At 32.0% G+C, this 16102-nt stretch carries 19 protein-coding genes and 1 CRISPR repeat array (1 of these 20 running past the window's edge); of the genes, 7 read left to right on the top strand and 12 right to left on the bottom strand.

Annotation, left to right across the window (positions count from 1 at the left end; translation table 11 throughout):
- Nucleotides 1-158: 158 nt before the first annotated feature.
- Nucleotides 159-872, bottom strand: a complete 714-nt coding sequence (locus Q4Q39_RS12440; protein WP_303282819.1) for a hypothetical protein — start codon at nucleotides 870-872, stop codon at nucleotides 159-161.
- A gap of 234 nt (nucleotides 873-1106) precedes the next feature.
- On the opposite strand from Q4Q39_RS12440, the gene Q4Q39_RS12435 reads away from it, so the two are divergent.
- Nucleotides 1107-1574, top strand: coding sequence for a CBS domain-containing protein (locus tag Q4Q39_RS12435; protein WP_303282818.1), 468 nt, complete (start codon nucleotides 1107-1109; stop codon nucleotides 1572-1574).
- A gap of 6 nt (nucleotides 1575-1580) precedes the next feature.
- Here the strand turns inward: Q4Q39_RS12435 and Q4Q39_RS12430 are convergent, their stop codons facing one another.
- Genes Q4Q39_RS12430 through Q4Q39_RS12400 form a run of 7 tightly spaced genes read right to left on the bottom strand, consistent with a single transcriptional unit; the run spans nucleotide 1581 to nucleotide 5598 of the window.
- Nucleotides 1581-2294, bottom strand: a complete 714-nt coding sequence (locus Q4Q39_RS12430) for a GIDE domain-containing protein (protein WP_303282817.1) — start codon at nucleotides 2292-2294, stop codon at nucleotides 1581-1583.
- Nucleotides 2295-2343: 49 nt separating this feature from the next.
- A complete protein-coding gene (locus tag Q4Q39_RS12425; protein WP_303282816.1) occupies nucleotides 2344-2694 on the bottom strand; it encodes a hypothetical protein in 351 nt (116 codons plus the stop codon).
- Between the two features lie 2 nt (nucleotides 2695-2696).
- A complete protein-coding gene (locus Q4Q39_RS12420; protein WP_303282815.1) occupies nucleotides 2697-3227 on the bottom strand; it encodes a GNAT family N-acetyltransferase in 531 nt (176 codons plus the stop codon).
- A gap of 14 nt (nucleotides 3228-3241) precedes the next feature.
- On the bottom strand, nucleotides 3242-3751 hold the full coding sequence (locus Q4Q39_RS12415; RefSeq protein WP_303282814.1) for a DinB family protein: 510 nt from the start codon (nucleotides 3749-3751) through the stop codon (nucleotides 3242-3244).
- Between the two features lie 25 nt (nucleotides 3752-3776).
- Nucleotides 3777-4727: an aldo/keto reductase gene (locus tag Q4Q39_RS12410; RefSeq protein WP_303282813.1), complete on the bottom strand. Its 951-nt coding sequence runs from the start codon at nucleotides 4725-4727 to the stop codon at nucleotides 3777-3779.
- A 22-nt stretch (nucleotides 4728-4749) separates the two neighbouring features.
- Nucleotides 4750-5274 (bottom strand): DinB family protein, encoded by a 525-nt coding sequence (locus Q4Q39_RS12405; protein WP_303282812.1) that lies wholly within the window; start codon nucleotides 5272-5274, stop codon nucleotides 4750-4752.
- A complete protein-coding gene (locus tag Q4Q39_RS12400) occupies nucleotides 5275-5598 on the bottom strand; it encodes a hypothetical protein (RefSeq protein WP_303282811.1) in 324 nt (107 codons plus the stop codon).
- Nucleotides 5599-6135: 537 nt separating this feature from the next.
- Here Q4Q39_RS12400 and Q4Q39_RS12395 point away from each other — a divergent pair.
- The gene (locus tag Q4Q39_RS12395; RefSeq protein ID WP_303282810.1) at nucleotides 6136-6405 is read left to right on the top strand and encodes a transposase; all 270 of its coding nucleotides are present in this window, start codon (nucleotides 6136-6138) and stop codon (nucleotides 6403-6405) included.
- A gap of 421 nt (nucleotides 6406-6826) precedes the next feature.
- Here the strand turns inward: Q4Q39_RS12395 and Q4Q39_RS12390 are convergent, their stop codons facing one another.
- The gene (locus tag Q4Q39_RS12390; RefSeq protein ID WP_303282809.1) at nucleotides 6827-7378 is read right to left on the bottom strand and encodes a hypothetical protein; all 552 of its coding nucleotides are present in this window, start codon (nucleotides 7376-7378) and stop codon (nucleotides 6827-6829) included.
- Between the two features lie 607 nt (nucleotides 7379-7985).
- Here Q4Q39_RS12390 and Q4Q39_RS12385 point away from each other — a divergent pair.
- Both Q4Q39_RS12385 and Q4Q39_RS12380 read left to right on the top strand, forming a co-directional pair.
- Nucleotides 7986-8318, top strand: a complete 333-nt coding sequence (locus tag Q4Q39_RS12385) for a single-stranded DNA-binding protein (protein ID WP_303282808.1) — start codon at nucleotides 7986-7988, stop codon at nucleotides 8316-8318.
- A gap of 72 nt (nucleotides 8319-8390) precedes the next feature.
- Nucleotides 8391-8615: an addiction module protein gene (locus tag Q4Q39_RS12380; RefSeq protein ID WP_303282807.1), complete on the top strand. Its 225-nt coding sequence runs from the start codon at nucleotides 8391-8393 to the stop codon at nucleotides 8613-8615.
- Nucleotides 8616-9275: 660 nt separating this feature from the next.
- Here the strand turns inward: Q4Q39_RS12380 and Q4Q39_RS12375 are convergent.
- Complete coding sequence (locus Q4Q39_RS12375) at nucleotides 9276-11531, bottom strand: transglycosylase domain-containing protein (protein WP_303282806.1); 2256 nt, start codon at nucleotides 11529-11531, stop codon at nucleotides 9276-9278.
- A gap of 25 nt (nucleotides 11532-11556) precedes the next feature.
- Nucleotides 11557-12777: a GTPase HflX gene (gene hflX, locus Q4Q39_RS12370; protein ID WP_303282805.1), complete on the bottom strand. Its 1221-nt coding sequence runs from the start codon at nucleotides 12775-12777 to the stop codon at nucleotides 11557-11559.
- Nucleotides 12778-12839: 62 nt separating this feature from the next.
- On the opposite strand from hflX, the gene Q4Q39_RS12365 reads away from it, so the two are divergent.
- A complete protein-coding gene (locus Q4Q39_RS12365) occupies nucleotides 12840-13808 on the top strand; it encodes an endonuclease/exonuclease/phosphatase family protein (protein ID WP_303282804.1) in 969 nt (322 codons plus the stop codon).
- Nucleotides 13809-14044: 236 nt separating this feature from the next.
- Here the strand turns inward: Q4Q39_RS12365 and Q4Q39_RS12360 are convergent, their stop codons facing one another.
- Nucleotides 14045-14422, bottom strand: coding sequence for a hypothetical protein (locus Q4Q39_RS12360; RefSeq protein WP_303282803.1), 378 nt, complete (start codon nucleotides 14420-14422; stop codon nucleotides 14045-14047).
- Nucleotides 14423-14625: 203 nt separating this feature from the next.
- Between Q4Q39_RS12360 and cas1 the strand changes: the two genes are divergently transcribed.
- On the top strand, nucleotides 14626-15510 hold the full coding sequence (gene cas1 / locus Q4Q39_RS12355) for a type II CRISPR-associated endonuclease Cas1 (protein WP_303282802.1): 885 nt from the start codon (nucleotides 14626-14628) through the stop codon (nucleotides 15508-15510).
- A complete protein-coding gene (gene cas2 / locus Q4Q39_RS12350) occupies nucleotides 15501-15830 on the top strand; it encodes a CRISPR-associated endonuclease Cas2 (RefSeq protein WP_303282801.1) in 330 nt (109 codons plus the stop codon). Before cas1 ends, cas2 begins: the two co-directional genes overlap by 10 nt.
- A gap of 104 nt (nucleotides 15831-15934) precedes the next feature.
- Nucleotides 15935-16102: a CRISPR direct-repeat array (repeat unit 36 nt; unit sequence AATATCGTGTTTTCTAATCCTTAATCAAACTACAAC); it runs 790 nt beyond the window's last position.

Below are 16102 nucleotides of genomic sequence, written 5' to 3'. Positions count from 1 at the left end.
TTTTCAATTTACTAAAAAATGGCTGTTTTCAGCTCTGTTTTTGTCTTTTTTTCCTTCCGTAGCCCTGCTATGCAACTCAAAAAAGTCTAAATGAGCTCATAAACAAAAAAGGATTAGTACTAAAGTGCTAATCCTTTTTTTGACTTGTTTTGTTATTTCTATTTTTTTGGTTGAGCCGCTTGCGCTTGCATAACTTGTTTTTGCCTTAATAATTCATTTTTTGTTATTTGAATTAAATTAAAGTTAGGTGCTATTTTTAAAGTTTCATCTAAAACGTCAACAGCTGCATCAATATTCGTCTTTGTGTCTTTATTATATATAACTAGTGCATTTAAGTACATGAATGCTGCCTTTAAAGACACTTCATATGGCGTTTGTTGTTCGTAAAAAGCTTTTTTCATATCGTCTTTCGAATTTGCTAAACCATAAGTAATATGTTTTTCGGCTTCTGCTATTTTTTGAGTTTGCAAATTAAGCTCTGCTAATTCGTAAGCAATTAAAGCGTTTGGCTGCCTCTTAAACATTTCTTCAAAAAACTCAATGGCTAATTCTGGTTGCTTAACCGATTTTAAAGACAATGCCTTCACCTCAATGGCAATATCAGAATCGGTAGCATTCTTTTTTATTCCAATGGTATTAAGCGCTTGCATATATTTACCCTCAGACATATATAAATAAGCTAAAGTATCTATTCTTGCTTGAGATGGTGCTAATAAATTTAAATGAGTCATCCCGTTTATAATACCTTGAACATCACCTTGGGCTTTCATTTGCTTGTAATAAGCTTCATAATGCTTTATTAACTCTGAATTGCTTTGCGCATTTAACATAAAGCTACTCACTAATAAAATCAATCCTAATAATCTTTTCATTCCTCTTATATTTATTTTAACGTGCTAAAACTATAAAAAATTAACATTTAAACTCTTAAAAGAATGCTAATTATTTTTGACTTAGCTAAATAGTCGTCTTTTTTTTAAATTATATGCATCATTATTTTAGTATAGCGCATTGTTACTAATTAAAACCTTCATGCAAAGGAAAAATATATTTTTAGGGAAATTTAAAAAAAATAACTATATTTAAGATTACTAAAATTAATTATCATGGGAATAAAGAGTTTTCTGGCTTCACGAAAAAAAACACAAAAAAGCACACCCAATACTCTGATTAAGGTTAGTGATTATATGACTACAAATTTGATTACGTTTAAATCTAACCAAAGAATTGAACAAGTTATTGATGCTATAATAAAGCACAGAATTTCTGGAGCTCCTGTAATAAACGAAAAAAATGAACTCATAGGAGTTATATCTGAAGGAGATTGTATTAAGCAAATAAGCGAGAGTAGGTACTATAATATGCCTATGGATAACGCCACTGTTGAAAAACATATGGTAAAAGATGTTGAAACTATTGATGGTAATATGAATATTTTTGATGCTGCTAATAAGTTTCTCGCTTCTAAACGAAGACGTTTCCCTATTGTTGAAAATGGTAAATTGGTCGGGCAAATAAGTCAAAAAGATATACTAAAAGCTGCTTTGGCCTTAAAAGGGCAAAACTGGAAATAGAGACAGCTAAAGCTTAATTCTGGATTCTTTTAAAGTATTTGGGTGGTCAGTAATAATAAGCTTTTCCTTTTCATCACTTATTAATTCCACAATTTTTGAATAAGCGTATTCAGGAATAGGTTCGTTTAACGTTTTCCATTTTGCAATTCCAGCAACTGTTAATTTTTCGCCAATCTCAATAACCCCTTCTTCATATCTCAGCTTTTTATTGAATCCGAAAAACCCCTCACTATCAATATTGTATGCTTTGAGCAATGCTTTAAATTCTGGTGTTGGATCATTAAAAACCCCTGAAGATGCTTTTTTATCTTTAACTAAAAAACTCTTATAATTTTTATTGGGAAACGATTTTGGTCTTACTATAACATAACTTCCGTTTTGCTCAAGAAAAAAATCTTGCGTTTTTTCTTCATCTACAACAGTTTTCCAATATGAACTCTTACCCGAGCTTACCTTTCTTTCTAATTTCATCGTATAGAAAACACATTTTCTTTTACTTAAAGGTGCTATTAAAGGCTCCTTAACATGCAGTGCTTTTCCATGTACCTTAACAAATTCGTTTGTTTTTAAACTTGATATCGCTCTATGCCTTGTTTTGGAGAGCTTTCTTAAAATGACTTGTTTTTTATTAAAATAATATAGTGCAAATACGAATAAAATAAAGATTGGAATAACAATAACGGCAATAGGAATTTCACTAAAAATGTAAGCTAATGTCATAAAGTGGTTTTATACTATAAGTCCTTATTCTTGATATTTGTTACAAGATTTAGCCTTCGCGCTTTACCAATGCATAATAATCACCTTCTAAAGGTAAATACCCTTGATCGTACACGAAATAATAGACTGTACCTGCTTTGGTTGTATAAATACTTGTAAAATAATTGAAATCGAAACCAGCTTCTATTAGTTTTGCACGAGATGTTTTTGTTTTTTGCTCTGGGTTGAGTGTCTCTAAAATTCTATAATTTTTACGTAATCTGTTATTCGTATTACGAATTAGGTTTTTACTGTCTTTATTTACACGATTGTTATACGCATTTCGACAACCATCACTACAGAATTTCTTATCTATTCTACCAACGATAGTATCTCCGCATTCTAAACATTGTTTTTGCATAACTATTTATTTTCAATTTTATACCAACGAAGATTTAGCTTTTCTTCTTCACAATAAAAATCCTCAACATACTTTAATCCTATTTTTAAAAGTGCATTGTGCGAAGCTTGATTTCCCATTTCCGTTGTACCATATAATTCTGGAAGTTTTAAAACCTTAAAAGCATAATCAACAGCTTTTTTACCAGATTCTGTCGCATAACCTTTACCCCAAAAACGTTTTATTATTCTATAACCTACATCATAATATTCAGTAAAACCATTCATATTATATTCTGTATTAAGTCTTAATCCAGACCAGCCCATAAACTCCTGAGTTTCCTTGTTAATTAAAGCCCAGCGACCAATACCGCGTTCTGCATACTGATTAATAACTCCTTCTATAATCTTTTGAGATTCTTCTTTAGTTTTCACAGGTTTATTCCCTAAATATTTATGTACTTCCGGATCGGAATCTAACTCGAACATACCATCTAAATCGGACATTCGTAGTTCTCTTAAAATTAACCGTTCTGTTTCTATATTAAATGTCATAATAATTCAATGTCTTACCAATTACCTGCGTACCCCAAATCAAGGTTTATCTTCTCTTTCAAATAGTTGTAATCGTACCTTAAAATTTGTCTTATATGCAAATAATCATGAGCTAACCAATTCGTTAAAAACAATTTTGCTGACATATCACCCAATTCAGGATGTGATAATTTGCTTTGCCAATTAGCGTCCAGCTTACTTCTTAACCATATTACAGATTGTTTCCGTTCTTCCAAAAAAGCAAAAAGTATATCATTGTAATTTTTAGCACTGTATTCTCTTTCTTTAACCCACCCGACAGGATCAATTGGCACCAACGGTTTTTCGGGAGTATCAAGTGCATGTGCTACACGAGTTTTAAAGTCATCTCGTTCTTCGTCTAATAGATGACATACAATTTCTAACAAGTTCCATTTTTCTGGCTGGGGTCTCCATAAATATTGCTTGTCCTTTTTATACATTAAAAGGCTTTTAAATACTTGTTGGTTGTTTTCTAGTTGTTGTATGATTTCTTCAATAAACATCTGTATATATAATTTTATGTCTTAGCTAAGACCAGATACTTTCTAGTGTGTAAGCACCTCCTTCAAACACCCAATGTTCTCCCGTTAAGTACCTGTAGTTTTTGTCTAAATCGGTAATTCTTTGCATATCCTCGTCTGACAAGCTAATTTGTTCTGCTTGGATATTTTGAGCAATTCTACCTGGATTAACAGATTTTGGAATAACTGAAGTCCCTCTGTGCAATGCCCAACTAATTAATATCTGACCTGGTGTTGCGTCTTTAGATTTAGCAATATCTGCAATAATTTTATCTTCTAATAATTTGGGTTCATTTTCAGCTTTAAATTTATCTGCTCTATCTGAAGAACCTAATGGTGCATATGCAGTTAAATGGATGCCTTTATCTTTACAAAAAGAAAGTAAATCTTCTTGTTGAAAGTAGGGATGAGATTCCACCTGATTCATTTCAGGCTTTATTTTTGAATTTGAAATTAAATCTTCCAAAGCCTTTTTACCAAAGTTAGAAACACCAATATGTTTTACTAAACCTAATGCTACAGCTTCTTCCATAGCTTCCCATGTTACAGTATTAGGAAGGTCCTTTAAAGAAATTAAATCTTCTTTTTCGGAAACAAACATCACCTCTTTTTTTAATGCTACTGGCCAATGGATAAGATATAAGTCCAAATAATCGAGTTGGAGATCACTTAGCGTTTGTTTTAAAGCAGGAATCACATCTTTCTTTGCGTGTGCATTACACCAGAGTTTTGATGTTATCCACAAATCTTTTCTAGTAACGATGCCTTCTGCGAAACATTCAGATAATGCTTCACCAATTTCCTTTTCATTACCATAAATTGCGGCACAATCAATATGTCTATATCCCTTTTTTATTGCTGTTTTTACAGCATTATAAACCTCTCCTTGTTCAGATTTCCATGTACCCAGCCCAAAAGCAGGCATCTCATCATTATTCTTAAATTTTAGTGTACGCATTTATTTTTTATGTTTTTTTATTCTATTTATTTAAAATAGGCATGTAGGCTATCCAAGGGCCAACTTCTTCTTTGTACTGTTTTGCCATAACACGAGCAATTTGAGCTATATGCCCTAAATCATGTGTTACCCAGCTTGCAAGCAATTCTTTTAAAGTAATTTCTCCTAGCTCTGGATGTGTTGCTTTCATCTTTAATTGTGATTCTGTAATTTGTAGTTCTTTAAGCGCTTTTAAGTTTTTAGCGCGTAATTCTAAAAATTCTTTTAATAATTGCTGCAATGTTTTTCCTTTTGAATTTTCAAATTGCGCAAATCTATCAAAAGATTCAAATGTCTTGTTATCAGAATTACTTAAAACAATATGTGTTCTGATTATCCAGTCTGTTTTTTCACCATGAATTAAATGTCCGATAATGTCAAAAACACTCCAGGTATTATCTCCTTCATTATTATAAATCCATTCATCTGATAAATTTGAAAGCAATACATTAAGTGTATCTGGTGTACGTTCTAAAACTTCTAATGCTTGTTCTAAATTATAAGTCATTTATTCTGTTATAGATATTAATACCAAATCATCTATTAAATCATTCATATTTAATGTCGTAGAGGCATAATCGCAATTAAAAAGCGTATGATTGATATTTAAACTCTCTCTTTTTTCAACATCTGAGTATCCTACCGAATAGCTTTCTGTAGTGCCTTCTTCATATATTATAGAATAATTTAGTCCTGGCAATTCCTTTTCTTTAAGTACATTTTCAATAGCATGAACAACTTCTTTGTTTTTATTAAAACCTTTATTGACTTGAGCTTTAGAGGAAACAAAAAACAGTAGAAATACAACTAAATAAAAAACACTCTTTTTCACGAAATGAATTGTTTATTACACTGAGACAATATATGAAAAATTAGTGTAGTATAAAGACCAAAACACGCTGACAACTGTACGAATTTTAGTCATCAAAAAAGGTTCCCGTTTATTGAGGATCGATTAGATTATAAGAGAGGCAAAACTCTAATACAGAAATTTAATAAAAAAACGAGTTGTTAGACTATCATAATAAATTGAAATTAAAAAAATAGTGGAGTGATTAAAAAATTTACTGGAATAAATAAAGACAGAATATGTAAACACAATAAAAAATCCCGGCTATAAAAACCACGGATGCTCCTGTGGTAAATATTTCAAAATACTTATTTGCATAATCATTGTGCTCACTGTCTTTTTCTTTGAAAAATTTCATGTGCTAAATAATCTTTGGTTAGATGGTATAATTTAAGGAAAAACACTGATTGCAGCAAAAGGAATCGATTATCGTAAAATATATTATGATGAAAGGTTATCTATATACAATAAGGGATAAGAAAATCAATTATAAATTTAGTTATTAATTGATTTGCCTTGTTGAAAAGGCTAAGAGAACGAAACGGTAAAGTCGTTCTAAAACATGTTCCTAGTGCTGATCTAAATAATGTAGGTAAGCTTATTAGTAAACACGTTCCTAAAGGTTCTATTATCTATTCAGATGAAGCACCAGTATATAATCACTTGAAAAAGTTTTATACACATGACAACGTTAAGCACTCACTTAATATTCATGTTGAAGGTTCAGTACACACTAACACCATTGAGAACTTTTGGAGTGTTTTAAAGCGTGAAGCGACAAACATTTAGAGCGTTACTTAAATGAATTTAGCGCACGTTTTAATACACTTACTTTAACAAGTCAACAGCGTTTTGAAAAGTTTTTAGTGGATAGTGGAGTGTTTTGAGTTATAAGAGATTGACAAATTAAATAAAAAAGACCCACTTAAAGTGGGTCTAATTTAATAAGACTGTTCAGACTTTGTAATCCTGCTTTCGCTGTCCAGATTCACCTGTCCTGTCTTTAATACTTTATACAAAAGTATCATTTTTCTATCATTTGTACGTTAAATCTAACATGAATTCGATGAAATGACATGTAATTTAGATCTAATTGAAATAACCAAATCTATAAATATTTTCTATAATACAGCAATATAACCTTTAATCATTAGACGCAATAATAATAAATAAGTTACAAAATATATGCCAAACTACATAGTGTTTGATGTTAAATATCTACTCGATATATCTCGTTCATTACTTTTCTAATATTTCTTCTTAGAACGACAGATTTATCGGCAATTGTTAAAGAGTATTGTCCATCGGCAACTTTAAAGTCACTAATTGCCATTGCTGTAATAACTGTTATCTCAAACTTACTTGTCTCTAGGTAATGAATCTCAGCTACAACATTTAAAACGTTATCACCTATTGGTTTTTTTATTACAATTCTGTTAAAAACATTGTTTGGTTTTTTAGGATCAAAAAAATTAATAAACTTAAACTGCACACCTCTTAAATATATGTCTAATAAATACTTAAACGCATCAATTATAAGTTCTTGAACACCGTCAACTTCTATTCCTTCTCTTTTTCCTTTACTGTCTCCAAAAGTCCTTCTTTGGTGATAATGCTTGTCGCACCATAATTCAACTTTAAGTTCATCATATTTATGTATGCATTGAGCATTTTTAGAAGCGCAATTAGGCTTAAACTCTAACGGGTCTTCTATAACTTCAATATTTCTTACTTCTTTTGAAATTCTCTTTCTTTTCAACATCTACGAAATTTAATACAAAACTATTAATAAAGAGACAATTAACCCTTAAAATTAAATTTGTTTAATTAGAAATAATTTCTCATGTTTAAGTAAAATATTTGTTTTATGGATAAAGAAAAAACAACCCTAAAGAGAGCTCAAAAGAACACGATGATAAGTTAAAAATCAACACCTCTTTAGACGACGTATTAAAGGCTTCCGTTCCTAAGCCTAAAGACACCGGTTTTGACCGTAAGTTAGAGTTAAGTCCTAGACTGACATTAACTAGTGCGACACGTTATTTGAGATAATACAACCTTTGATTTGATTATTCGGCAAGATGCTCACGCTCTGGAAATCTGAATAAGTAGATTCTGTACTTGGATTAAAGGACTTCGCTCAAAAAAATAGCCATTCTGGGCTAGATTCAAAAACTGTTCTTGTTTGTGGTAAGTTGTATATAGCTCCCAATATTAATACAAATTATCCAATTACAAACGACTACAAACATTTACAAACGATTTTAAGTAAGTAAGTACCGAATAAAATTTGGTAGCTGTTTCATATTTGCAGTGTCGAAACATAAGAACTCGATAGTATTAACTGTTTAACATTAAAATTAAAAATTATGAACACGCTTAGAAACAAAGTACAGTTGATTGGTAACTTAGGAAATGATCCAGAAATCATCAATTTAGAATCAGGAAAAACATTAGCTAAATTTGCTATAGCTACTAACGAAAGTTACACGAACAGTCATGGTGAAAAAATCACAGATACACAATGGCACAACATTGTTGCCTGGGGGAAAACGGCAGAAATCATCGAAAAATATGTAACAAAAGGAAAAGAGATTGCTATTGAAGGCAAATTAACGTCTCGAAGTTATGATGATAAAGACGGTAATAAACGTTATGTAACTGAGGTGATAGTAAATGAAGTGCTTATGTTAAGCAAATAATAAAGATTATAGACTCCTCTTAGGTTTCTTAAAAGTTTTAATTTGATTACTTAGCTGTATAATTATAGAACTATGGATTTACAAGCAGAAAAAATAGAACTAGTAAAATTATTACTTGAAACCCAAAAGGAGTCTTTAATTAAAACTCTTTTTAAAGATGAAAGTGAAAATAAAACTTTTGAATTGCCCGAATCTCAAAAAGAAGAGTTAGATAGACGATTATCTACAATGGAAAAAGGAGAAACTAAATTCTATACTTGGGAACAAGTTGAACAAAAGCTAAAACAGGCTTTATGATTTATGAAGTTTTAGTTTCTGACGAAGCTATCTTTGATATCACTGAAGCATCCTTTTGGTATGATACACATAGCGGATAAATTTCAACAAGATATTAAAATGGGAATTGATTATCTGTCAAAAGAACCTCTAACCATCCAAAAAAAAATATAAGAACGTACATATTTATTTCACCAATGTTTTTCCTTTTGGTATACATTACATTATAGAAGGTAAAACCGTTAAGATAATAGGCGTTTTTCACACTAGCAAAAATCCAAAAAACTGATCTAAACATTTATAAATTTATCTGTAACCAAAGTGTTGGTGATCTGAAATAAAATACCTTAAATAAACTCCATAATTTTTTAGAGTTACTGAAGCAAAAAAACCATCATTTAATACTTTCGATTTTTAACGATAATAAAAATGCGATTGAGTGAAATTGTTTATCATTGCTTATTTTAGAATATCCGCTTAATCGGATGACAGAGCAACTTCTTTTTTTGTTTAGAGTAGTGTCATCCTGAGGAGGAACGAGGAGGCATCTCACCATATCTATAGAATTACCAAAGAATTACCAAGTAAATAAAAAAATAGATTCTTCAGTCGTAAGCTTCGCTTATCTCTTCAAACAAAATATATTTGTTTTCGATAGCCTTCTGAATGACAACATTATCTTTACCGCTTTTTCTTAAAGGCTTTCTTTTTCTTCTTTTTTCCAAAAATTCTTTTAAGAAACCCGTCTCGCTTTTCCGGATTACAATCCAAATCGTCTAACACTTCTTGAGGAGTTATTTCAAATTGATTTTTTGTAATACTATTAAAACGAACATCTGCATTCATCTTTTGATAAAATTTTGCAAAAATAGGTAATGCCGAATTAGCACCTTGACCTATCCCGGTAGATTTAAATCCTAAACTATGATTATCATTACCAACCCATGTTACAGTAACAAGTTTGGGCGTAATCCCCACAAACCAGCCATCTTTATTATTTTGAGTCGTTCCTGTTTTCCCAGCCATATCATTATTAAGTCGATAGGTTGTTCTTAGTCTGGATGCCGTTCCAGTATTTACTGTAGATTGCATCATTTTTAATAGCACCTGCCTCGTGTAATCACTATACCCCTTTTCCTTGCTAACATCGGGTTTAAAAGACGCTATTACATGCCCATCTTTGTCTTCAATTTTGGTAATTGCATAAGGCTTTGCGCTTTTGCTGGCGTTCACATAACCAGTATATGCCCCAGTAAGTTCTTTCAAATTAATCTCTGCAACACCCAAAGCCAACGATGGTTTTTCAGGAAGTTCTTTAGAAATCCCCATTTTTTTTACTTGTTCTACGACACGCTCTATCCCAACTTTGTTTAAAACTTTTACTGCGATGGTGTTTACAGAATTACTTAATGCCGTTTCTAAATTATAATTAAGATGTATGGTTTCTTCGTCCTTTCCAGAATTAGTAGGTGTCCAATCATCAAAATCCGTATAGGTTACTTCAGATAATGAAAAATAGGTACAAGGTTTCATCCCATTTTCAATAGCTGTAGTATATACAAAAGGCTTGAATGTCGATCCTACCTGGCGTTCACTCTGCGACACATGATCATATTTAAAAAAACGATAATCAATACCACCTAAATAGGCTCTTATGGCTCCCGTTTGAGGTTCTACGGATAACATCCCCGTATTTAAAAACTTTAAATAATGCTTTAAACTATCTATAGTTGATACATTTTTAACCGTGTTCCCTTTCCATGTAAATAATTCTGTTTTACGTTTTACAGATAACGAATCTAATATTTGTGCTTCTGTTAACCCCAATTTTTTATATGATTTGTAAACTGGAAGGTTTCTTATCGCTGTCTCAATAATCTTTTTATTACTAAGCCACGGTGCCGATTTTCCATAAGATTTTTCATGAGCGCTTTGCAACCCTGAAAGGTGCTCTTTCATAGCTGTTTCAGCAAACGCTTGCATGTCTGAATCTAAAGTCGTGTGGACAATCAAACCGTCTCTATACAAATCGTACGAATCACCATTCGCCTTTTTTAATGTATCTAATATCGTTGCCAATTCTTTTTTTACTTCTGCTCTAAAATAAGGCGCTAATCCCACATCGTGATTAAAAGACTTATAGTTTAAAACGATATCTTGTTTCGTAAACAAATCCATTGAATCTTGCGATATATAGTCATACTTTAGCATTTGTTGAAAAACCACATTCCTTCTCGATTCACTTCGTTCTAGGTAAAGCCTTGGGTTGTAATAACTCGTAGCTTTTAAAGTTCCTACAAGTGTAGATGCTTCCGAGTGTGTTAATGCAGATGCTGGTTTATCGAAAAATTTACGCGAAGCACTTTCTACACCATAGGTATTATCTGGAAAAGGCACTGTATTTAGGTACAGCGTTAAAATATCTTCTTTGGAATAAATAGCCTCAATACGTTTTGCCATAATAGATTCCTTAAACTTATTAATTAGCATACTAAACGCAGCATGTTTTTTTCTTCCAAATAAGTTTTTAGCCAATTGTAGGGTAATAGTACTACCGCCTCCTGCAGATTTATCTCGTAAAATAATACTTTTAAAAAGCACACGAAGCAAACTCACATTATCAATACCATCGTGTTCATAAAAACGAACATCTTCCGTAGCCACTAAAGCATCAATAAGGTGTTTTGGGAAATCTTTAAATGTTAAAGGCTGCCTATCATAAATATAATACTTGCCAATTAACTTACCGTTTTTATCTAAAACTTGAGTGGCTTCCGCTTGTTTAATAGAACTTAAATCTGCTTCGGTAGGTAATTTTCCAAAAAAACCTAAAAGGACACTTATGTAAATGATGGCAAAAAATACAATAACAGAAGCACAAACTAACATGGACCATTTAACCCATTTCTTCTTAAATAACGATACAATCCAATTCATTTAGGGGCTATGTGTTTTGTCTACATTATTTCCCCATATCCTCATAATTGTAATCTGGATATAGGAAATGATTATAAGGGAAACGTGTTACATGAATGTCTCGAACCTCATCGTAAACACGTTTTTTAAAGTCTTCTAAATTACTTTTATTTATTGCCGAAATAAACAAGGCATTATTACCAACCTTACTCATCCAGGTACTTTTCCACTCTTCTAAAGAATAGTGTTTTGCTGTTCGCTCTGTTTCTAAATCATCTTTCTCTAAAGGCTCCGCTACGTAAGCATCTATTTTATTAAATACCATAATGGTTGGCTTGTCACCACTTTTTATTTCGCCTAAAATTTTATTTACAGACTCTATATGTTCCTCAAAATTAGGATGCGAAATATCTACCACGTGTAATAATAAATCAGCTTCTCTAACCTCATCTAGTGTACTTTTAAAACTATCTACCAATTGCGTCGGTAACTTTCTTATAAAACCAACAGTATCACTTAACAAAAATGGTAAATTTTGAATCACAACCTTTCTAACCGTGGTATCTAAGGTTGCAAATAATTTATTTTCGGCAAAAACCTCACTCTTACTAACTACATTCATTAACGTAGATTTACCCACGTTCGTATAACCAACCAATGCCACGCGCACCATTTTACCACGATTACCTCGTTGTACGGCCATTTGCTTGTCAATCGTTTTTATACGAGCTTTCAACAAGGCTATTTTATCACGTACAATACGTCTATCTGTTTCAATTTCGGTTTCCCCAGGACCACGCATTCCTATACCCCCTTTTTGTCTCTCAAGGTGTGTCCACATCCCTCTTAATCGGGGTAACAAATATTCACACTGTGCCAACTCTACTTGGGTTCTGGCGTAACTTGTTTGTGCCCGTTGTGCAAAAATATCGAGGATTAAATTCGTTCTATCTAATACCTTAACATTAAGTATTTTACTAATATTTCGTTCTTGTGCTGCAGATAGTTCATCATCAAAAATAGCGGTACCAACATCGTTTTCCTCTATAAACTGGCGCACATCTTCCATCTTACCAGTTCCTATAAATGTTTTGGGATTAGGCATATCCATTTTCTGAGTAAAACGTTTTATAGCATAACCTCCTGCCGTAAAAGTTAAAAACTCCAGTTCATCTAAATATTCTTTAGATTTTACCTCATCCTGATCTTTAGTAATAACACCTATTAAAACAGCTTTTTCTAAAGCGATATCTTTCTTTTCTATCATGTTGCAAAGTTAAACATTTACAGGTATTATTATTTTTATATTTTTAAGCCTATTTTTGATTTATGACAGACGCTTTAGAAGACTTTCCCGTTCGAGATGATTTACAAACTGTAGCATTTTATAATCTTGAAAATTTATTTGATACTAGTGACGATAAACATACTCACGACAATGATTTTTTACCAACTTCGGTTAAAAAATGGACGCCTAAACGGTATGACAATAAGATTAAAAAATTAGGCTTTGCTATTTCTAACATTGGACGAAAAGAAACTGGAAAACACCCTGCTCTTGTTGGATTAGCAGAAGTAGAAAACGCCTCTGTTATTGAAGATTTAATAAACTCAGAACATTTAGAGGATTGTAATTACAGTTATGTACATTACGATTCTTTAGACGAACGTGGTATTGATGTCGCTTTATTATACGATACAGATGCTTTTGAAGTGACTGCCTCTGACACTTTTACCGTTCAACTATTTGACGATGATGGGTCCCCAGATTACACACGAGATATCTTATTAGTTTCTGGTTTACTAGATGGTGAAACCATTCATGTAATTGTGAATCATTGGTCGTCTAGACGCGAAGGCGAAAAAGAAACGGAACCCAAACGTATGGCATCATCCAATAAAGCTGGTGAGGTTATTTCGATGCTGCGCGACGATAATCCAGATGCTAAAATTATTGTTATTGGTGACTTTAATGACGACCCTTCCAGTAAAAGTATTAAACAGCTTGTTGACCATTTCAACTTATACAACCCGATGGAAACGCTGCGGTCTTATGATAGGGGAACAACCAGGCATAACAGACAGTGGAATTTATTCGACCAAATTCTATTTTCAACTAACTTTTTTGAAAGTACCAGAGATGAGTTTGAGTTTAGCACTGCTAATATTTTTGATGAAGATTTCCTAAAACTGTTTAAAGGCAAGTATAAGGGTACGCCTTTTAGAACTTATGTTGGCAAAAAATACAAAGGTGGTTATAGTGACCACTTTCCGGTGTATGCTATTTTTAAGAAGTGATAAAGAATAAAGACCGCTTCACTGTTAGATCCAAGAACAAAGACTTGTTTATAGTTAAATATGTTAGGTTTCGTGAAATCGATGTCATATTAATTTAAAACAGACCTAAAAGACTAATAATAAGATTTTTGTCATTTCTACAGAGTGAAGCATGAGCGACGAGAAATCTCAATAAAATGTGATTCTGAAATACTGAAACAAGTTCAGCACAAGCAAGTTCAGAATGACGATCATTTTTAAACCGCCTGATACACAACATAAGTCAACCCCAAAGCAGCAATAGGCAAAAACCAAAGCAACCAAATACTGTAATTCTGGCTTCTCTTCTTATTCATTTTGGCATTTATCATCATACGCTTTTTACCTGTGTATTGCATCCAGTTTTTAAAATAAAGAAAGACCGCCATTAAAGCAAATAATGTCCAAGCTTTGGTAGACGACATGGTTACCATGTTCATTTGTTTAAAAAAGCCTGCAAAGAAAACTCCTAAAAGCAATAGTAACGATACCTGTAAAAGCGTTACATAAGTAATGGCTATGTTATTAGCCTTTTGCTTGTACTTTGTTTTGTATTGTGAGAAGATATTATAGAATAAGATATCGAATAGGTTCATTATTTGGTCTTCTGTTTAAAAACCAAAACTACGGTATAAAATCGATATTGATAGTATCTCTCCTTTGTAAACACTATAAAAGCAATATTAAAACTAATTACGGGTATTCGTAAAATATTGAATGTTATTTTTAGTACCTTTATTAACTCTCTTAAAATCAGACTAATTAGATAATTATTATTTTTTAATAATTCCAATTAACTATGATTAAAAAGACGTTATTATTCTCCAATAAATGTTCCATTACGACTAAGCACGAACAATTAGTTGTTAAATCTGAAACAAAAGACAAAACCATTCCCATAGAAGACATTGGTTTTATAGTTATTGATAATCCAGAGATATACATAAGCATTACAACTTTAAATCTACTTATAGCAAATAATGCTTCTGTAATTATTTGTAATAAAACCCATTTACCCAATGGCATGTTTTTAAATCTAAACAGTCACCATATTCAACAAGAAATATTTAAGCATCAGATAGAAGCAAGCCTTCCGTTAAAAAAGCAATTATGGCAACAAACTATTATTGAAAAAATTAATAACCAAGGTATTTTATTAGAAAAAATAACGCATAAAAAAAACAAATTCGAATTTTTGGCCAGTAAAGTTTTAAGTGGTGACACAACAAATATGGAAGCAGTAGCTGCCAATTTTTATTGGAAATCCTTTTTTGAGGTTAATTTTAAAAGAGAACGTTTTGGGAATTACCCAAATAACTTTTTAAACTATGGTTACGCCATTTTAAGAGCTGCCACAGCCAGAGCCTTATCTGGTAGCGGTTTGTTAAACACCCTCGGCATTCATCATAAAAGTAAATACAATGCATTTGCACTGGCAGATGATATTATGGAACCCTACAGACCCATTATAGACGAAGCCGTTTACACCATAATACAGCATTATGATGAGGAAGATTTAAATACAGAAATAAAATCAATACTTCTTCAAACCTTAACAAGAACTGTTTATTTTAAAGATGAAAAAAGTCCGTTAATGGTGGCGCTACAAAAAACAGCCAGTTCTTTACAACAGTGCTATTCCGGAAAAAGAAAGAAAATTAAGTATCCCAAATTATGGAACTAAATGGGTATAGAATTATGTGGTTATTTGTATTTTTTGATTTACCAACCGAAACTGCTAAAGACAGAAAAAATGCAGCTGGTTTTAGAAAAAACATCTTGAAAGATGGCTTTACCATGATGCAATATTCTGTATATATAAGACATTGTGCAAGTAGTGAAAGTGCCGATGTGCACGAAAAACGTATTAAAAGACTACTCCCTCCTTTAGGTAAAGTAAGTGTACTTAGAATCACAGACAAGCAATTTGGCAATATCATGAATTTTTGGGGTAAATTAGAAGTACCTAAAGAGCCCCCTCCAACTCAATTAGAACTTTTTTAAAATAAAAAATGCCTCAATCTTGCTTTATCACTGCAAAAAAGAAGCATTTTTTTAAACGATATTTTTACCTAACAAACTTAATATCAAAGCCTAACAAGCTAACTAATATCGTGTTTTCTAATCCTTAATCAAACTACAACCAGCACAGTGGGCATTAAACATTGCCATGAAATATCGTGTTTTCTAATCCTTAATCAAACTACAACCTGTAAAGGCTCTTTCTGATTTTATATCAAATATCGTGTTTTCTAATCCTTAATCAAACTACAACC

Source organism: Flavivirga amylovorans (genome assembly GCF_030540875.1).
Classification (GTDB): domain Bacteria; phylum Bacteroidota; class Bacteroidia; order Flavobacteriales; family Flavobacteriaceae; genus Flavivirga; species Flavivirga amylovorans.
This window is presented reverse-complemented; position numbering and strand designations above follow the sequence as displayed.

Excerpts from the sequence above, each read along its gene's own strand:
- Q4Q39_RS12440 (WP_303282819.1), bottom strand. The coding sequence starts at position 872 with ATGAAAAGATTATTAGGATTGATTTTATTAGTGAGTAGCTTTATGTTA.
- Q4Q39_RS12435 (WP_303282818.1), top strand. The coding sequence starts at position 1,107 with ATGGGAATAAAGAGTTTTCTGGCTTCACGAAAAAAAACACAAAAAAGC.
- Q4Q39_RS12430 (WP_303282817.1), bottom strand. The coding sequence starts at position 2,294 with ATGACATTAGCTTACATTTTTAGTGAAATTCCTATTGCCGTTATTGTT.
- Q4Q39_RS12425 (WP_303282816.1), bottom strand. The coding sequence starts at position 2,694 with ATGCAAAAACAATGTTTAGAATGCGGAGATACTATCGTTGGTAGAATA.
- Q4Q39_RS12420 (WP_303282815.1), bottom strand. The coding sequence starts at position 3,227 with ATGACATTTAATATAGAAACAGAACGGTTAATTTTAAGAGAACTACGA.
- Q4Q39_RS12415 (WP_303282814.1), bottom strand. The coding sequence starts at position 3,751 with ATGTTTATTGAAGAAATCATACAACAACTAGAAAACAACCAACAAGTA.
- Q4Q39_RS12410 (WP_303282813.1), bottom strand. The coding sequence starts at position 4,727 with ATGCGTACACTAAAATTTAAGAATAATGATGAGATGCCTGCTTTTGGG.
- Q4Q39_RS12405 (WP_303282812.1), bottom strand. The coding sequence starts at position 5,274 with ATGACTTATAATTTAGAACAAGCATTAGAAGTTTTAGAACGTACACCA.
- Q4Q39_RS12390 (WP_303282809.1), bottom strand. The coding sequence starts at position 7,378 with ATGTTGAAAAGAAAGAGAATTTCAAAAGAAGTAAGAAATATTGAAGTT.
- Q4Q39_RS12385 (WP_303282808.1), top strand. The coding sequence starts at position 7,986 with ATGAACACGCTTAGAAACAAAGTACAGTTGATTGGTAACTTAGGAAAT.
- Q4Q39_RS12380 (WP_303282807.1), top strand. The coding sequence starts at position 8,391 with ATGGATTTACAAGCAGAAAAAATAGAACTAGTAAAATTATTACTTGAA.
- Q4Q39_RS12375 (WP_303282806.1), bottom strand. The coding sequence starts at position 11,531 with ATGAATTGGATTGTATCGTTATTTAAGAAGAAATGGGTTAAATGGTCC.
- hflX (WP_303282805.1), bottom strand. The coding sequence starts at position 12,777 with ATGATAGAAAAGAAAGATATCGCTTTAGAAAAAGCTGTTTTAATAGGT.
- Q4Q39_RS12365 (WP_303282804.1), top strand. The coding sequence starts at position 12,840 with ATGACAGACGCTTTAGAAGACTTTCCCGTTCGAGATGATTTACAAACT.
- Q4Q39_RS12360 (WP_303282803.1), bottom strand. The coding sequence starts at position 14,422 with ATGAACCTATTCGATATCTTATTCTATAATATCTTCTCACAATACAAA.
- cas1 (WP_303282802.1), top strand. The coding sequence starts at position 14,626 with ATGATTAAAAAGACGTTATTATTCTCCAATAAATGTTCCATTACGACT.
- cas2 (WP_303282801.1), top strand. The coding sequence starts at position 15,501 with ATGGAACTAAATGGGTATAGAATTATGTGGTTATTTGTATTTTTTGAT.